Origin of the sequence: Culturomica sp., assembly GCF_003524185.1 — a bacterium.
In the GTDB taxonomy this organism is placed as follows: Bacteria; Bacteroidota; Bacteroidia; order Bacteroidales; family Marinifilaceae; genus Culturomica; species Culturomica massiliensis.
In genome coordinates this window covers 36572-54225 of sequence record NZ_DOED01000030.1, presented here as the reverse complement: position 1 = coordinate 54225, position 17654 = coordinate 36572, and the positions used below count along the sequence as shown (strand labels likewise).

Here is a 17654-nt window from a genome sequence, read left to right as displayed (position 1 = left end):
ATTTTACAGATGAAATCCCATGTTTTTGATTTTATTCATATCTTCGAGCACTTTGGAGCCCAAGGTGGTCAGCATATCCCCTACAATAGCCGCATTAATTCCGGCCTTTATTGCCTCTTCCTCAATATGCTGTATCAACAGCCGTCCTCCGGCGAAACGCAGATAAGCGTCGGGATTGATAAAACGGAAAAGAGCTACGGTAGTTAAAACCTCTTCGTCTTTCAAAGGTTTTGCATTCTCCAACGGCGTACCCGGTATCGGATTCAAAACATTCACCGGAATCGATTTGATACCGAGTTCCCGTAATGTAAAAGCGAGACGAATCCGTTCCGTCATGGTTTCCCCCATACCGATAATTCCCCCGGAACACACTTCCATACCAACTTCCTGGGCAGCTTTTATCGTTTCTATTTTGTCGGCAGTCGTATGAGTTGTGCACAAACGGGAAAAATAGTCCGGGGAAGTCTCCAGATTACAATGATAACGATGTATACCCGCTTCTTTCAAACGCAATAATTGTTGCTTATTCAACAATCCCATGGAAGCACAGAGATGCATCGGGGTATGTCGCTGAATCTTCAAGGCATATTCGCACAATTTATCAATATTACGATCTGACAAAGCCCTGCCGCTGGTGACAAAAGAAAATTTGTCAACCCCATATTCCGCATTCTTTAAAGCCAGTTCCAAACAAGTCTTTTCATCAATCAGGTCGTACTCTTCCACATGCGTTTTGAACAATACCGATTGAGAGCACCACTTGCAATTTTCAGAGCAGCGGCCGGAACGGGCATTGACAATGGAACAGGTATCGAAATGCTTACCGCATTTCTGATCGCGTATTTCACCGGCAGCCTTATATAAAGACGGCTTATCCTCCGTATTACTCAATAGGACGGCTTCTTCAAAAGAAACCGATTCCCCACGTATTACTTTTTCTTTCAGTTCATTAATCTTCATCGCTCTTTTCATTAAAAAAGGATATACCGCTCACGCAGCATATCCTTTCCATGTAGTTATATTTTGAAAATGATTTCCAGTGGCTTCCGGGCATACCTTTCCCTGTAAAACCATAATTCCGCATTCATATTCCAATACGGCCTTATCTCTCCCGTCTATCCATACTTCCTCTCCTTCCTTCACAATAATTCCTTTACGGGCCGATTTCAACAAAGCACTCTCACAGATATGCAACGATACGGCAGAGATACAAACATTCTTTCCCAGAGCAACAAAGACGGCATATCCTTTCCTGCTCCAGCACGAAAAATAAATTTTCTTTTCCTTATATAAATACCTCTTCTCCATTCTAAAAGTGCGGCAAGTTAGTAAAACTTTATTTTAAAAACGGATTTTTTTTAGTAATATTGCCTGAACAGCCAAGATTATCTGACAAAATACGAATCAGGTCTGAAAGGCTGTTTATCCGGAATTGCAAATTTCACAAATTGCAGTTTCAATCAAAAATCGTAAATTCAAGATCTACAATTAATTTATATTGTAAATTTGAAATCATAAATAAATGATTAAAAACTTATTTCATGGAAAAAATCGACCTTCACCGCATCTATAAACGTAAGAAAACAGATCGGGACATCTTTCAGGAATTGATGGCATTTAAAGTCAGGGAAATATTATTGATTGCCAATTACTACGATGCCTATACCATTGAACGTGAAGGTCAGTTTACAGACAAGGTGTACGGAGAATATCTCCAGGTAAACCTTTATACCGCTCCTCGTTTTACAGCTGTCGCCTCTGAAAAAGAAGCTCTGGAGATCTTATCTCAACGCCGGATACACTTGATTATCATCATGGCAGGATTGGATAAAGTAACCCCGCAGATGATCAGTGAACACCTCAAAGATCAATATCCTGAAATTCCCCAATTGATGCTTGTCAACAACAATGCCGACTTGGCTTATTTCCACAGTATAGAAGAAAAAATAAGCCGGAGCATCGAACGTATCTTTGTCTGGAACGGTTCTACCAAAATATTTCTGGCAATGTCCAAATACATTGAGGACAAAAAGAATTTGGAAAAAGACACTCATTTGGGAGATATTCGTGTAATTTTACTGGTAGAAGACTCCATCCGTTATTATTCCCGTTATCTGCCTTTACTTTACAGTGAAATCGTAACGCAAACTCAGGAATTGATTAAAAACGAACCGGAAAATGACGATATGAGTCTGATCATGAAAATCCGGGTACGTCCGAAAGTCATACTGGTGAGTACATTCGAGGAAGCAACGGCTGTTATCGATAAATACAGGGATAATCTGATCGGTGTTATCTCCGACGTAAAATACAAACACAACGGTGTAGAGGATGAAGATGCAGGCATAAAATTAATCCAGTATACCCATCGGGCCGACGATAAAATTCCCTGTTTACTGCAAAGCCACGAAATTGAAAACGCAGCTAAAGCCAAAACGGTCAACGCTGAGTTTATCAACAAAAACTCGGTTACCCTTTCCCATGACATTACCCGTTTCATTAAAGAAAGACTGGGATTCGGTGATTTTATATTCAAAAACCGAAACGGATATCCGATAGATAAAGCGAGATCGATAGAAGAATTCAAGCAAAAACTAAGCACCATCCCCAATGAAAGTTTGGAATACCACTCTATTCGCAACGGCATTTCCACCTGGTTTATGGCCAGAGGTCAAATCAGTCTGGCAAAACGCCTGAGACGGTATCGTTTTGAAGATTTTCGTTCGACAGAAGAAATCCGTCATTTTATTCTACAGGTTTTCGAAAGTTATGAGTTAAAAAAAATAAGGGGCCGGATTATCAATTTCCGTCCGCATCTGGTCAATTCCAACCGGTATATTACCAGTCTCGGTAAAGGCTCTCTGGGAGGAAAAGGACGGGGTATGGCATTCCTGTCCAATTTCATCGAGAATGTATCTTTGAAAAAATTGATCCCGGACTTAAAAATCGTCATTCCCAAGACGGCCGTTATCGGTGTTGAAGAATACGATAATTTTATTGAATCCAACAATCTGATACAAACGATATATACAGAAAAACGTTATGAAATCGTACGGGATACGTTTATAAAAGCAGCGCTCCCTCCGGCTCTGCGTAAAAAGCTGCGGACGTATCTCGAGGTGATGAAGAAACCGCTGGCCGTCCGTTCTTCCGGACTTTTTGAGGATTCTCTGAATCAGCCCTTTGCCGGAGTGTATGCCACATACCTCATTCCCAATAATCATCCGGATATTGAAAAGCGGCTGGAAGACCTGGAAACAGCCGTTAAACTGGTATATTCCTCTATATACACGGAAGAATCACGTGCTTACTTCAATGCCATCGACTACGTCATCGAGGAGGAAAAAATGGCCGTAATCGTCCAGGAAGTTGTGGGAGAAGAACACAACGGTAAATATTATCCGAACGTCAGCGGGGTCGCCCAATCCTATAATTTTTATCCGTTCTCGTACATACAGCCGGAAGACGGTTTTGCCGTCATTGCAATCGGGTTGGGTGCTTACGTTGTAGGCGGTGAAAAAACCTATCGTTTTTGCCCCCGTTATCCTAAACTACAATTGGCTTCCATACAGGACATGATGCGTGATTCCCAAAAATATTTCTATGCCATAGACCTGGACTGCCGGAATTATGACCTGGTACGTGACGGAGAAAAGGCGGCCATTCGTCAATATGATGTAAAAGAAGCGGAAAACGACGGTACTTTACAATATTGTGCCTCTGTATACGATTTTATGAACGATCGCATCGTCTACGATTTTTCAACCCGGGGGGCCCGTATTCTGAATTTTCCGGGATTACTCGAATATGACCAGATTCCTCTGCCCGCCAGCCTGGAAATATTGCTCAACATCTTTTCCCAGGCCATGGGATCGCCTGTCGAGATTGAATTTTCACTTAATATAGAAAATCAGGTTCCGACTCTTTATCTATTGCAAATCAAACCTTTAATTAAAAATGATTTTTGGGTGGATATCGATCAGTTACCGATTGATATGACTCAGGTACTGTTACGGGCAACCAAAGGTATGGGAAACGGTAAAATCGAAACGATACGGGATGTTATCTACATCGACCCGGACAAGTTCGACCGGTTGCAAACCGAAGATATGGCTGAGGAAATTAAATCACTGAATCAAAAAATGACAGAAAGTGATGCCCGTTATCTGCTTATCGGACCGGGCCGCTGGGGTACGCGTGATCCACTGACCGGCATACCGGTCAGTTGGTCGGATATCTCCAAAGCTCAGGTTATCGTTGAGCAGGGGTTAAAAGATTACCCACTGGATGCGTCCCTTGGATCTCATTTCTTCCATAACGTCACCTCCATGAAAGTCGGTTACTTTGCCATCCCCTATGATTCCGGCGATTCATTCATCAATTTCGATATATTAAAGCAACAACCTGTCATAGAAGAATATAAATATGCCAGACACATCCGGTTCGCAGAACCTTTAACCATATTGATGGACGGTAAAAAACAAACATCCGTAATTTTGTACGGACAAGAGGCTATACAACCGTAATCTATCGTTATCTTTGCAGCGTCAAACGCGAAAAAACATGAAAAAAGCCATTGTATTACTATCCGGAGGTCTGGATTCATCTACAGCACTGTATGTAGCTAAAAAAGAGGGATTTGATGAACTATATGCCCTGACTTTCGAATACGGTCAGAAACACGACCGGGAAATCAGAAGTGCCTCGGCAATTGCCAAAGCCGTCGGAGTTAGAGAACATAAGATTGTCCGGCTTATGCTGAATGCCTGGAAAGGTTCTTCCCTTACAGATCCGGACGTCGTAATACAGGATGGGGATGCCGACCGGACAGATATACCCGACACCTACGTACCGGCCCGTAATATGGTATTTCTATCCGTTGCAGCCTCTTATGCCGATGCTCTCGATATTACCGATATTTTTATCGGTGTCAGTGAAATGGATTATTCCGGATATGTAGACTGCCGGGAAGAATTTATCCGTTCCATGGAACAAACCATTAACCTGGGTACTGTACTCGGTGCCGAAAAGAAACAAAAAATTACCATCCATGCCCCTTTCCTGCGTATGACGAAAGCCGATGAAGTGAAATTGGGGACAAAACTGGGTGTCGATTTCAGCCTGACCTGGAGTTGCTACCGGGGAGGTGAAAAGCCTTGCGGAACCTGTGACAGTTGCCTGTTACGCGCCCGGGCTTTCGCAGAGGCCGGTATCGTAGATCCACTTGTATAACCTTAACGATAGTTCTATGATCATACGGAAATTATTCAAATTCGAAGGAGCACATATTGTCCGGAATTGTTCCTCCCGGCACTGCCGGGAAAATATGCACGGCCACTCCTATATCGTCGAGGTTTTCATTACTTCCGACCGGCTGGACAACGGCTATATGGTTATGGATTTCGGATTGCTGGACAAGGTCAAAGCCTTTATTGAAAGCTTCGATCACACATACACGCTATGGACACAAGAAGAGCCCGACTTTAAGCATTTCATATACCGCTACAACAAACGGGTGGCAGAGATTCCGGTTTCCCCTTCTGCCGAAGGGTTTGCCCTGTTATTTTTATATATAATCAACCGGATTTTAGAAAATACAACCTTCCGAAACGGAGAAGGACACGTACAACTTTCATCCGTGCGGGTACATGAAACAGCCACCGGTTATGCCGAAGCATTCCGGGAAGACCTGAAACTGGCAGAATTTACCCCGGCCGATGTCTTATTTTCTCCTGCAATACAGGAAGAATGGAAATCCGATGAATGGTGGAAAAAGATAAGATAATACTTGCCAGAGACGGAGTTTTTCCCATTACCCGCAATGCGGAGGGAGAACCGGTATCTTCCCTTCCCAATTCCGGACTCTGTTGTCCGGGAACCATTCAGGGAGAAGGAAAGTTGAACGGTATTCCTTCTTTATTTATCCGATTAGCCGGCTGTAATTTACATTGCATTTGGACAAATCCGGACGGTAGCCTTTCTCCTTGTGATACAGCTTATGCCTCTTATCATATCCGGCAGGCCCGTTCCTGTACTTTGGAGGAAATCTGCCGGCTGATCGGCTACAATACAGGAGTTATCGACCACCTGGTCATCACAGGAGGCGAACCTTTACTTCAATATAAAGAACTGACAGAACTATGTATCAGACTAAAAAAGATTAAAAAGTTTCATATTACCCTTGAAACAAACGCAACCTTATACGCTGAAGAATTGGCAACACAGATCGATTTTTTCAGTTTATCCCCCAAATTGGCCGGTTCCATTCCCCCGCCACCTCAAAATATATTACACGACAAACAACGGCTTTCGCCCGAAACCATACAGAAATTCATATCCCATACCCGTACTCACAACAAAGATTTTCAATTGAAATTCGTGTATTCACAGGAAACGGACATTACTGAAATCAAAACACTTCTCTCCTGTTTAACAGACTGGAAAAAAGAAGATGTCCTTCTCATGCCCCAAGGCGGTAATTCCCGTGATGTAGAAGCCAACATTCAACAAACACTCCGTCATTGTATCGAGAACGGCTGGCGTTATTGCGACCGTCTGCATCTGGCTCTCTTCAGTTCCAAAGAAGGAGTATAATGTTGATTATCGCCTGGATATACAACAAAAAACTTGCAGATACGATTAAAACCCAATTGTATTTTCAGGTTGTCAGACATTCATTTTTTTCACGGAAAGCAGCAGAGGAGTTTTGTAGTAAATTTTTCCCTTATCCAGCAAATTACGGACAGTTGCAACCACTAATTCCCGGTCGAATTGTTCCTCCAAACGATGAACCAAAATCTTCAAATCAGTATCTTTATTCATCAGAATAGCTATAATTTCATCTTCAATTCTCGTTTTATCCCCGGAAGTCGTGTGCTTTTTTGTTTCCAGACATACATCACAAATGCCGCACCCCTTTTTTTCCTTTTGCCCGAAATAGTCCATCAATACCAATTGGCGACACCTCGAACTATCTTCGATATAACGTACCATTTCTTTTATTTTCGAGGCATACGCTTTTTTCCGGTCTTCATAAGCCGCTTTCCCGATAGTCAGGTATGATACGGGCAAACGGGGTTGATGATAAACAATGTAGGGACGCTCGTTTCCGGGTACGTAACTAATGATCCTGCGTTTAGCCAACGCGATCAGGATCTCGTATATTTCCTTACGTTTTACACCGGCCTCCTGTGCCAGATAATCCTCACTAATCCATACATATTGCGTAAAAATACCCGGATATCTCCGCATCAGCAATTCAATAATCCTGTTTTGCAAGTCATCGTCCGGACGAAAATAAGCTAAAGCCTCCCGGGATATTGTAAAGTTTATCCGGGAACGGGAATTTATATCCGTCGTACATTCCAGGTATCCTCCGACCTGTAATATCTGGATAGCCGAAAATGTACGGACATAATCCAGACCAAAATCCCGGACGAAAGCATCCGTATCAAATTCAAAGGCATAGCCGGCTCCGCTCCCTTCAGCTATCTGAAAATAATTTCCCAATGCTTCATATACCTGACGAATGTATTTCTTTTCGGGAAAACCTTTGGTAATCCGGCTTTTCAGTGCTGTTACTGCTGCCGGGTTACAGAGCAATACCGCATAAGCCCTTTTTCCGTCACGCCCGGCACGGCCGGCTTCCTGAAAATAAGCCTCCGGACAATCCGGAATATCGAAATGCACGACGATACGCACATCGGGTTTATCGATTCCCATTCCGAATGCATTGGTTGCAACTATCACCGGAGTGATATCGTTTTTCCAATCCTCCTGTCGCTGCGTCCGTTGCCGGGCTATGAGCCCCGCATGATAAAAACCGGCTTTAACACCGTTCTCCGATAGAAAACGAGCCAATTGCTCTGCCGTATTTCTTTTACGTACATATACAATGGCACTTGCCTGCAATTTACTCAATATGTGTAACAATTCCCCCAGTTTATCATTCACGTTCCGAACGACATAAGAAATATTTTCCCGTCGGAAACTTTTGGACAATACATTCGGACAAGTAAAATGCAATTGTTTCTGAATATCTTCGACCACATCCGGGGTCGCCGTCGCAGTCAGAGCCAAAACCGGAGCTTCCGGAAAAAAGGTACGGACTTCTGCAATACGTAAATAAGAAGGCCGGAAATCATACCCCCACTGTGAGATACAATGGGCTTCATCCACTGCGAATAAGCTTACTTTCATTTGTTTCAGCTTTATTCTGAACCTTTCCGAAGCCAAACGTTCCGGAGAAATATACAGAAATTTGACCGGAGAAAAAATACATTTATTGATAACCGACTCGACATGTTCCCGCTCCATTCCGGTATAAACGGCTTCTGCCTGAATCTGCCGCCGCTTGAGATCTTCGACCTGATCCTTCATCAAAGCAATCAAAGGAGTTATCACCACACATATACCTTCTTTGGCCAGACCCGCCACCTGGTAGGTAATGGACTTTCCCCCTCCCGTCGGCATCAGGGCAAGGGTATCTTTTCCGGACAGTACGGAAAGGATAATTTCTTCCTGTAAGCTACGAAAAGCATCGTATCCCCAATACTGTTTTAATATATCCCTGATATCTTCCACTCCGTTGTATTTACCCTACCTATAAATTGTAGATTTTAGATGTACGATTTTAGCTTACCCCCACAACTCTCCCTTGTAAAAAGAGGAATTATAAATGATAAGTCAAAAATCATAACGTACAAATATAATTGTATTCGGACAAAAATTGAAATTTTACGATTAAGTTGCAGGAGAAACCGTTATCCGGAAAACAATTCCTTTTTTTCAAGGAAAAAAACGTTCCGAAAACATTCGTTCTACAGCTATTTTTCGTATCTTCGCCCAAATATTTTAAATCCAAAAATCATTTACGATGTCGTTCATAGAAGATAGAATTATCGTTGAAGGGTTGACCTTCGATGACGTACTTTTAGTACCGGCTTATTCGGAAGTTTTACCGCGGAATGTAGATCTTACATCCAGGTTTTCCAAGGGAATAGAATTAAAAACACCTATTGTTTCTGCTGCTATGGATACGGTAACGGAGGCAGCCATGGCGATCTCCATAGCCCGGGAAGGGGGTATCGGAGTTATCCATAAAAACATGACAATTCAGGATCAGGCACGGCAAGTTGAAATGGTAAAGCGGGCAGAAAACGGTATGATTTATGCCCCGGTGACAATTCAACCTTATAAAACGGTAAAAGATGCTTTGGAACTGATGAAAGAATTCAAGATCGGTGGTATTCCGGTTGTGGATAACGATAATATGTTAGTCGGAATTGTTACGAACCGGGATTTACGTTTTGAAAACCGGATGGACAAACAGATTCAGGAAGTGATGACCAAAGACAACCTGATCACGACAACGGAAAGCACCGATTTACAAAAGGCTGCCGAGATATTGCAACAACATAAGATTGAAAAACTGCCGGTTGTCGATAAGCACAACAAACTCATCGGTCTGGTCACATACAAGGACATTACGAAAGCCAAAGACAAACCCCGGGCCTCCAAAGATTCGAAAGGCCGTCTGCGGGTAGCTGCCGGTGTCGGAGTAACGGCAGACACCATGGAGCGCGTAGAAGCCTTGGTCAGTGCCAATGTGGACGCCGTTGTCATCGATACGGCACACGGGCACTCGGCAGGAGTTATCGACATGTTGCGCAAAGTAAAATCGACATTCCCGAATTTACAGGTCGTAGTAGGTAATATCGCTACAGCAGAAGCTGCAATCGCCCTGGCAGAAGCCGGAGCCGATGCCGTAAAAGTAGGTATCGGGCCGGGTTCCATTTGTACGACCCGAATCATTGCGGGCGTGGGAGTTCCTCAGCTCACGGCGATTTACGAAGTGTCGAAAGTCATGAAAGAACGCGGTGTTCCGGTAATTGCAGACGGAGGCTTACGTTATTCCGGCGACATCGTCAAAGCACTGGCGGCCGGAGCCAGTTGTGTGATGGCCGGTTCTCTGTTCGCCGGAGTGGAAGAATCACCGGGAGAAACGATTATTTACAACGGCCGCAAATTCAAATCTTACCGGGGCATGGGCTCTCTAGAAGCCATGCAGAAAGGGTCGAAGGACCGGTATTTCCAGGATGCAGAAGACGATATCAAGAAACTGGTTCCCGAAGGTATTGTCGCCCGAGTTCCGTTTAAAGGCTCGTTATACGAAGTCATTTACCAGATGATCGGCGGCTTGAGAGCCGGTATGGGATATTGCGGTGCCCCGGATATAGAAGCTTTACACAAAGCCAAGTTTGTTAAAATTACAAGTTCCGGTATGGCCGAAAGTCATGCCCATGATGTAACAATTACCAGTGAAGCACCGAATTACAGCAGATAATCTTTATAGATGACAAAATAAAGTCCGGGGCATAATTTACCCCGGCTTTATTTACTTAGTACGAACGGATATGAAAATTTTCCTTTACTTGTTTTTTCTGTACGCTCTGACTGCCTGCACACAAAATTCCCACCCCAACGATGTGCCTGTTGCCAAAGTTTTCGATAGTCAACTGATGCGCTCTGAAATTGTGGCCTTTATACCTGCCGGTACTCCGAAAGACGACAGTGTGCTGATGGCACAGAGTTATATCCGCAACTGGATTACCAATAAATTGCTCCTCCAGAAAGCCATTGAGAATCTTTCGGATCAGGAAAAAAACATTCAAAAGCAAGTGGAAGATTATCGTACTTCTCTTCTCATCCATCAATACAAACAAAAGCTGATTGCACAAAAATTGTCGGAAGATATTGCTGAAAAGGAGATAGAAAACTACTACGAAGCCAACAAATTCAATTTCGTACTCTCTACCCCCATCATAAAAGCCGTATATGTCGTTATTCCGAAATCGGCCTCCAATATCAATGACGTAAGGAAATGGTATAAATCCGATAAAGCCGGGGATATGGAGAAACTGGAAGAATATTGCCTGACGAATGCCCGGAAATACGACGACTTCAACGAAAACTGGATTGAACTGAAATATGTATCCAATCTTTTGCCCGGTGACGGCAATATCCTGGAAAACGAGGTGAAACGTACCAAAAATATAGAAAAAGAAGACGATGACAATTTCTATTTTCTAAAAATCAATGAATTATGTCCCGAGCAGACCGTTGCTCCCCTCGGTTATGTACGCGATGAAATTATCCTGATTCTGAAAAATAAGAAAAAATTGCAATTTGAAAATGATCTGGATAAGAAAATCAATGAAGAAGCTATCCGGAAAAACTATGTAAAAATGTACTAAAATGCATGGAAAAATAAAAAGAGAAAATTGAATTTGATTGAAATATTCCCGGATTTGGATAAAATATATTAGTTTAGAGGCCGATTTACCGGGGATACCCTTTATATTTACCGGTGGTAAAAATTATCGTATAATTTATAAAATCAAATATAATGAAAAAAGGCTTTATCGCTATCCTATTGTTTTTTTGTACTGCGGTTGTCTATGCCCAAAACAACGTAATAGATAAGATCATCGCTATTGTCGGAGAAGAGATTATCTTAAAATCGGACATCGAAAACGAATTTCTGCACGAACAGGGACAAGGTTTGATTTCTGCTTCCAGTGATTACCGTGCTGAAATTCTGGAACGTCAGCTTATTCAAAAGCTTCTGTTGGCACAAGCACGACTGGATAGTATTTCAGTAACGGAGGACGAAGTCGAAAATGAAGTGAATTCGCGCATTCAATACCTGATGACAAATATCGGTTCGAGAGAGCGTCTGGAAACGTATTTCGGAAAAAACATCGAAGAAATTAAAAGCGATATGCGGGCTCCGATCCGTGAGAAACTGATCACCGAATCCATGCAGCAACACATTGTCGATAAAATCCGGAGTACTCCGTCTGAGGTGAAAGCTTTCTTTAAAAAACTTCCCAAAGACAGTTTGCCGGATGTACCGGATAAATACGAAATACAACAGATCGTTATAAAACCGACCGTCAGTGAAGCTGAAAAAGAACGTATACGGGATCGTTTGAGAAGTTTCCGGGAGCAAATCCTCAATGGAGAAAAAACATTCAGCACCTTAGCCGTAATGTATTCTGAAGACGGCTCTTCAGTACGGGGCGGAGAACTGGGATATGCAACCAAAAGTATGTGGGACCCTGCTTTTGCCGAAGCAGCTTTCAGCTTAAAACCCGGAAAAATTTCCAAGATCGTCGAATCTGAATTCGGTTTCCACATTATACAGTTGATTGATCGCCAGGGAGAAAAAATCAATGTGCGGCATATTATCCTGCAACCTAAAATATCCGATGCAGAACGGGAAGAAGCCCTGCATCGCCTGGACACGATCCGTGGTTATATCACAGACAACAAAATGACTTTTGACGAAGCGGCTTACTATTTTTCCACCGATAAAAAAACCAGAAACAACGGAGGACTTCTCTCCTCTCCCAACAGCCTGGATTCCCGTATCGAGAAAGCAGAAATCCGCGGAGAAATGGCAAAACAGGTAAACCGTATGAAAGTCGGTGAAATCTCAGAGCCGTTTATGGACCAGGACGAAGCCCGGGAAGAATATAAAATCATAAAGGTAAAAGCCTACTATCCCCAACACAAAGCCAATCTTGACGACGATTGGATGACATTCGAATCCATGCTGAAAAACCAGAAGCAATTGGAAAAAATGGAAAAATGGATCAAGGAGAAGCAAGCCAATACTTATATACATATCGACGACGCTTATAAAAATTCCAAATTCCGTTACGATAACTGGATAAAATAAAGGTGTCCTAACGATAACCACAAAAATAGTTGAGGGAATGAAAGATACGGTACAGCTGATCGATCAGCTGAAAGCGAAATACGAAGCATTAAAACAAGAAATAGGTCAAAAAATTGTCGGACAGGACGAAGTCATCAACAAAGTATTGATTTCAATATTCAGTAACGGGCATTGCCTGCTGATCGGTGTACCCGGACTGGCTAAAACCTTACTGGTAACCGCTATTTCAGAAACGTTGGATTTGAAATACAGCCGTATCCAGTTTACACCCGATCTGATGCCTTCCGATATCATCGGTACTGAAATTCTGGACAATAACAGAGAATTCAAATTTATCGAAGGTCCTCTTTTCGCTAATATTATCCTGGCCGACGAAATCAACCGGACTCCGCCCAAAACGCAGAGTGCCCTGCTGGAAGCGATGCAGGAGCGTGCGATTACGGCAGCAGGGGTTACCCGGAGACTAAAACAACCGTTCTTCGTACTGGCCACTCAGAATCCGATAGAGCAGGAAGGTACCTACCCTCTCCCCGAAGCACAGCTCGACCGTTTTATGTTCAGTGTTATACTCGATTATCCGACTCTCGAGGAAGAAATCGCCATTGTAGAAAATACGACCGGAGAAGGGTTGAAAAAACTGAATAAAATCATCAGCGGTGAAGAAATTCTGGAATATCAGGCCGTGATTTGTAAAATGCCGGTTCCCAAACATATTACTGAATATGCCGTAAAACTAGTTGCTAAAACGCGTCCGGGTAAACCGGGTGCTCATGAGCTGGCAGAAAAATACCTCAATTGGGGTGCCGGTCCCCGGGCTTCCCAGTTTCTGATCTCCGGAGCTAAAACATACGCGGCTCTTCAGGGAAAGTATGCCCCGGATATGGAAGATGTTAAATATGTAGCCGAAGCTATCTTAAGACACCGTATATTTAAAAATTACAAAGCAGAAGCCGAGCATATCACCGTTGAAGAGTTGATCCGAGAATTCATGAAATAAGTTCAGAATATGAAAACATTTCTTCTTTTCATATGCCTGATCGGTATGCTTACTCCGGTCATTGCTCAAAAAGAAAGCAAAATCCGGATATTACATGCCGATTTCTATAAACCGGAAACGGCTATGAACCGCAGTAAGCTGATCGGAAATGTCAAACTAAGGCAAAACGATGTGCTCATGTTCTGCGATAGCCTGTATCAATATTCCGACAGTAATTATGTCGAGGCTTTCGGAAATGTACACGCCATACAAAACGATACATTGCACCTGTGGGGAGACTATATGAACTATAACGGCACGACCCAATTGGCTAAAGTCCGGGATAATGTCGTCCTTCAGGATCCCAAAATCACACTGACAACCGATTTTCTGGATTATAATGCCTTTACCCGCATCGGGTATTATTTCAACGAAGGTACAATAAAAGACAGTACGACTACCCTTATCAGCAACGAAGGTTACTATTTCACCCGGGACAATGAAATGTTCTTTAAAGACAGTGTCAGGGTCACAACTCCGGAATATGACCTCTATTCCGATACGATGAAATATCAAACGGAAACCAAAATTATTTCCATTTTAGGTCCGACGACTATATATGGAGACAACCGGACCCTCTATTCGGAGGACGGCTGGTACAATTCATTGAATGCTCACGCCGAATTATACAAAAACAACAAACTGACTTACAACGAATTTTACGGTAAAGCCGATACCATCTGGGTCGATAGTATTTCAGGAACAGCCATCCTGCGAAACAACATCCATTTGTATGATTCCGTCAATAACGTTATTGTAGAAGGTAATTACGGAGAAGTTCTGAAAAACAACGATTATGCCTATGTAACGGAACAAGGTATGCTTATTCTTGTGGGTAAACAGGATTCTTTGTTTATCCACGGAGACACCCTATCCGTTTCCAAAGATTCATCGGGCAACAATGTCATGAAAGCTTACTATCACACTAAATTTTTCAACCCGGAATTACAGGGCGTATGCGATTCAATGTCGTTTCCCACCGCCGACTCTACAGTATATTTATACGGTAATCCCGTCGTTTGGGCCAGTGGCAATCAGATGACGGCCGACGACATCAATATGCTGTTGAGAAATAACATGGTCCACCAATTTCACCTGAACAATAAAGCCATGATTGTCAATCAGATGGATACAGTCAAATTCAATCAGATAAAAGGCCGGAATATGATCGGGCATATGCAAAATAATGAATTGTATCTGGTTGATGTGGACGGAAACGGAGAAACCCTTTATTATCCGGACGATAAAGGTGCAATTATCGGTATGAATAAGGCGATCAGTTCTTTTATTAAAATTTACATCAAAGACCGGAAAGTGAAAGATATTCTTTTCATTAAAAAGCCGGAAGGAACTTTGAATCCGCTTATGCTGGTTCAACCAGAGGATATGCGGCTGAAAGATTTTCGTTGGCTGATCGACTTGAAACCCATGAAAAAAGAAGATATCTTTTTAAAATGATATCTTCTTCTTGCTAATTCCCTGGAATCTTCTTTCCGGGCTTATTCTTTAAAATACACGGTATAATTGTCCCAGAAATTTTTATCCGTTTTAATATCTTCATAGTACATACGTCCCTGAATGGCTTCCGGTGAATCGGTCTGTACCCGTGTCGTAACATATTGCATACGGCCGTTTATATCGTTCTCCCCTTCCTTATACGTATATTGTATGGTTATACCGCTCAGAAAATACACAGAATTCAGCTTTTTATAATTTGTCACGATCGTCATCTTGACATCTTCCTTCTTCGTTCCGTTTGCGGGAATCAGGTTGCGTCCCAACTGATTGAAATTATCCGCTGAAATATGAATCACATTTTTCAATACGGCATAATCTTTTAAATTTATATAAATTTCCCCACTGTATTTCGTTACGGCAGCATCTCCGGAAGTAGATAAAGAAGGCTTCTCCACTTCATAGGCAATCAGACGTACCGAATCTCCCTCATACATCAGGCGTCCTTTATTCTTTAACTTATAATCAGCAGCGTTGGCTATATCCAGAATATTACGGGTATTACGAATGACATCGGAGGTCAGGATATCGTCGAAATAAGTCAATCCGTCCAATACCGACTGAACTTCACGATCCCGTCTCACCTGATCGAAACGGTAATTCAGATTTTTATAAGCCGTATGCACATCGCTTCTTTCATAGCCTTTATTATCGAAAATCGTCACGATAGCCTCTTTCATACTCTGCGGATTACCGTTTTCAGTAATCGTATACTGGAAATAACCTTCGTAATTATAAGGCCGGGAAATGTAATTACGGCTGATATTCTCCACCACCTGCCGCAACATTTTCTTATATACCAAAGATTCCGCATATACTTCTGCCTCGCCGATACCATAAGTAACCGGCTTTAAAACGATACGTAAAAAACCTTTCTGTCCGGCTTCTGCCACTTTTATCTCATAAGAAGCATATCCTACGACAGAAACCCGTATGATCCGGTCCGCATAATTATCCGGTAACACCAATTCAAATTTTCCATCCATATCGGATGCAACTCCCGCTAAGGTTCCCAATACCCCCAAATTAGCGAAAGGGATCGGCTCCCCTGTCGTCGCATCTGCAATCATACCGTTTATCGTTATCTTATTATCTTGTGCATTTACTCCCGTTCCCAACAGGCTGAAAAGGAGTATAATGACCGAAATCACACTTTTGTTCATAGCAATTTTGTTATTTTATTTAAAATGTTTGATAATCCACCGGGCAATCCGGTTTTACCTTTCGTTTTTAATTTATATATTTGCCCCCAAAGTAAATAATTATAATTCTTAAAACCAAAGCTATTTTCGCAATAGTAAAAATTAAAGCTGATATGAAACGTACCGCATTATACATAGCAGGATTTGCATTAGTTTCCTTAAGCCTGACTTCTTGCGTATCCAAGAAAAAGTTTGACGATCTGGCCAGAGCTAAAACAATGTCAGACAGACAAGTCGCTCAACTGAAAAAGGACAAAAGCAATTTGGAAAAAAATCTCCAGCAAGCAAAAGACGATTTCAATAAAATACGTTACGAGCTGACAGAAAACAATGCTGCCAAAGACAAAAAGATAGACGAACTCTATACAAAGCTTCGGGGACTGGAATCGAAACAAACGGCTTTAAAAACTGAACTGGAAGATATAAACGATCAAATGAAATATTCTTCCCAAAGCAAGGAGGAAAAAATCGTATCCCTCGACAGAAGCCTGAAACAGATCACTGCTGAACGCGATAAACTGAAAAAAGAATATACCGAACTGGAAAACAGCCTCGGATGGGAAAACCGGCAATTGAAATCGGAAATCGAAACCAGTAAAAACAATTTGCTGATCCGCAACAATGAAAATGCCAAATTGCAAAAAGATCTGGACGAAATGAATAAAAAACTGAATTGGATACGTAAACAAAAAGCAGAGGGAGATGCAGAAATACAAAAACTGACAAACCAGGTCAATTTATTGAAAAAAGAATTGAAACTCTGATAAAACCAACAGCAACGAAGATATGTTATATATTATCTTAGGTATAGCAGGGCTGCTGGTAACAGTTGCCCTGTTTACTTTTATTTTTAAACGTAAAAACGGCACACCGGAAGAAATCATAGCTCCCGAAGAGGGATGCTGTGGAGCACATGCTATCTGTGAAAAAGGGCTGAAAAAAATTGAAAAACAAACCGAGTATTTCGACGACGAAGAACTGGACCAATTTAAAGGAATTGCCGCTGATGCCTATGCCGATTCTCAGATAGATATGTTCCGGGAGGTACTGTACACACTGAATAAAAAAGAAATATCCGATTGGCTGATCAGTTTGGAACAACGGGAAATCGCTTTGCCTGAAATACTTCGTCAGGAAGCATTGGAGATGTTATAGG

14 protein-coding genes and 1 pseudogene are annotated in these 17654 nt (G+C 42.2%); 11 read left to right on the top strand and 4 right to left on the bottom strand.

Annotation, left to right across the window (positions count from 1 at the left end):
* Positions 1 to 3: 3 nt before the first annotated feature.
* A complete protein-coding gene (gene bioB, locus DD657_RS10045; protein ID WP_068692110.1) occupies positions 4 to 960 on the bottom strand; it encodes a biotin synthase BioB in 957 nt (318 codons plus the stop codon).
* A gap of 30 nt (positions 961 to 990) precedes the next feature.
* Positions 991 to 1308, bottom strand: coding sequence for a hypothetical protein (locus DD657_RS10040; RefSeq protein ID WP_021988680.1), 318 nt, complete (start codon positions 1306 to 1308; stop codon positions 991 to 993).
* A 233-nt stretch (positions 1309 to 1541) separates the two neighbouring features.
* On the opposite strand from DD657_RS10040, the gene DD657_RS10035 reads away from it, so the two are divergent.
* Genes DD657_RS10035 through DD657_RS10020 form a run of 4 tightly spaced genes read left to right on the top strand, consistent with a single transcriptional unit; the run spans position 1542 to position 6594 of the window.
* A complete protein-coding gene (locus DD657_RS10035; RefSeq protein ID WP_287049777.1) occupies positions 1542 to 4526 on the top strand; it encodes a PEP/pyruvate-binding domain-containing protein in 2985 nt (994 codons plus the stop codon).
* A gap of 13 nt (positions 4527 to 4539) precedes the next feature.
* Positions 4540 to 5232, top strand: a complete 693-nt coding sequence (gene queC / locus DD657_RS10030) for a 7-cyano-7-deazaguanine synthase QueC (RefSeq protein WP_262361074.1) — start codon at positions 4540 to 4542, stop codon at positions 5230 to 5232.
* Positions 5233 to 5248: 16 nt separating this feature from the next.
* Positions 5249 to 5785 (top strand): 6-pyruvoyl trahydropterin synthase family protein, encoded by a 537-nt coding sequence (locus DD657_RS10025; protein WP_021988677.1) that lies wholly within the window; start codon positions 5249 to 5251, stop codon positions 5783 to 5785.
* Complete coding sequence (locus tag DD657_RS10020) at positions 5764 to 6594, top strand: 7-carboxy-7-deazaguanine synthase QueE (protein WP_287049774.1); 831 nt, start codon at positions 5764 to 5766, stop codon at positions 6592 to 6594. Before DD657_RS10025 ends, DD657_RS10020 begins: the two co-directional genes overlap by 22 nt.
* Before the next feature lie 72 nt (positions 6595 to 6666).
* On the opposite strand, the gene DD657_RS10015 is transcribed toward DD657_RS10020, so the two are convergent.
* Complete coding sequence (locus tag DD657_RS10015; protein WP_287049772.1) at positions 6667 to 8583, bottom strand: RecQ family ATP-dependent DNA helicase; 1917 nt, start codon at positions 8581 to 8583, stop codon at positions 6667 to 6669.
* Positions 8584 to 8875: 292 nt separating this feature from the next.
* Between DD657_RS10015 and guaB the strand changes: the two genes are divergently transcribed.
* From guaB to DD657_RS09990, 5 genes are all read left to right on the top strand, one after another.
* Positions 8876 to 10345, top strand: coding sequence for an IMP dehydrogenase (gene guaB / locus DD657_RS10010; protein ID WP_021988674.1), 1470 nt, complete (start codon positions 8876 to 8878; stop codon positions 10343 to 10345).
* Between the two features lie 70 nt (positions 10346 to 10415).
* The gene (locus DD657_RS10005) at positions 10416 to 11255 is read left to right on the top strand and encodes a peptidyl-prolyl cis-trans isomerase (protein ID WP_118773692.1); all 840 of its coding nucleotides are present in this window, start codon (positions 10416 to 10418) and stop codon (positions 11253 to 11255) included.
* A gap of 152 nt (positions 11256 to 11407) precedes the next feature.
* The gene (locus tag DD657_RS10000; protein ID WP_021988672.1) at positions 11408 to 12745 is read left to right on the top strand and encodes a peptidylprolyl isomerase; all 1338 of its coding nucleotides are present in this window, start codon (positions 11408 to 11410) and stop codon (positions 12743 to 12745) included.
* Positions 12746 to 12782: 37 nt separating this feature from the next.
* Positions 12783 to 13742 (top strand): AAA family ATPase, encoded by a 960-nt coding sequence (locus DD657_RS09995; protein ID WP_021988671.1) that lies wholly within the window; start codon positions 12783 to 12785, stop codon positions 13740 to 13742.
* A 9-nt stretch (positions 13743 to 13751) separates the two neighbouring features.
* The gene (locus DD657_RS09990) at positions 13752 to 15239 is read left to right on the top strand and encodes an OstA-like protein (protein WP_021988670.1); all 1488 of its coding nucleotides are present in this window, start codon (positions 13752 to 13754) and stop codon (positions 15237 to 15239) included.
* 41 nt (positions 15240 to 15280) lie between these two features.
* Here DD657_RS09990 and DD657_RS09985 read toward each other — a convergent pair whose 3' ends face one another.
* Entirely contained in the window at positions 15281 to 16459 is a 1179-nt protein-coding gene (locus DD657_RS09985; RefSeq protein ID WP_068689446.1) for a carboxypeptidase-like regulatory domain-containing protein, read from the bottom strand.
* Between the two features lie 152 nt (positions 16460 to 16611).
* On the opposite strand from DD657_RS09985, the gene DD657_RS09980 reads away from it, so the two are divergent.
* Positions 16612 to 17262 (top strand): hypothetical protein, encoded by a 651-nt coding sequence (locus tag DD657_RS09980; protein WP_021988668.1) that lies wholly within the window; start codon positions 16612 to 16614, stop codon positions 17260 to 17262.
* 13 nt (positions 17263 to 17275) lie between these two features.
* Positions 17276 to 17653: pseudogene (locus DD657_RS09975) on the top strand (phospholipase); the annotation flags it as partial.
* Position 17654: the final 1 nt, after the last annotated feature.

Excerpts from the sequence above, each read along its gene's own strand:
- bioB (WP_068692110.1), bottom strand. The coding sequence starts at position 960 with ATGAAGATTAATGAACTGAAAGAAAAAGTAATACGTGGGGAATCGGTT.
- DD657_RS10040 (WP_021988680.1), bottom strand. The coding sequence starts at position 1,308 with ATGGAGAAGAGGTATTTATATAAGGAAAAGAAAATTTATTTTTCGTGC.
- DD657_RS10035 (WP_287049777.1), top strand. The coding sequence starts at position 1,542 with ATGGAAAAAATCGACCTTCACCGCATCTATAAACGTAAGAAAACAGAT.
- DD657_RS10025 (WP_021988677.1), top strand. The coding sequence starts at position 5,249 with ATGATCATACGGAAATTATTCAAATTCGAAGGAGCACATATTGTCCGG.
- DD657_RS10020 (WP_287049774.1), top strand. The coding sequence starts at position 5,764 with ATGGTGGAAAAAGATAAGATAATACTTGCCAGAGACGGAGTTTTTCCC.
- guaB (WP_021988674.1), top strand. The coding sequence starts at position 8,876 with ATGTCGTTCATAGAAGATAGAATTATCGTTGAAGGGTTGACCTTCGAT.
- DD657_RS10005 (WP_118773692.1), top strand. The coding sequence starts at position 10,416 with ATGAAAATTTTCCTTTACTTGTTTTTTCTGTACGCTCTGACTGCCTGC.
- DD657_RS10000 (WP_021988672.1), top strand. The coding sequence starts at position 11,408 with ATGAAAAAAGGCTTTATCGCTATCCTATTGTTTTTTTGTACTGCGGTT.
- DD657_RS09995 (WP_021988671.1), top strand. The coding sequence starts at position 12,783 with ATGAAAGATACGGTACAGCTGATCGATCAGCTGAAAGCGAAATACGAA.
- DD657_RS09990 (WP_021988670.1), top strand. The coding sequence starts at position 13,752 with ATGAAAACATTTCTTCTTTTCATATGCCTGATCGGTATGCTTACTCCG.
- DD657_RS09985 (WP_068689446.1), bottom strand. The coding sequence starts at position 16,459 with ATGAACAAAAGTGTGATTTCGGTCATTATACTCCTTTTCAGCCTGTTG.
- DD657_RS09980 (WP_021988668.1), top strand. The coding sequence starts at position 16,612 with ATGAAACGTACCGCATTATACATAGCAGGATTTGCATTAGTTTCCTTA.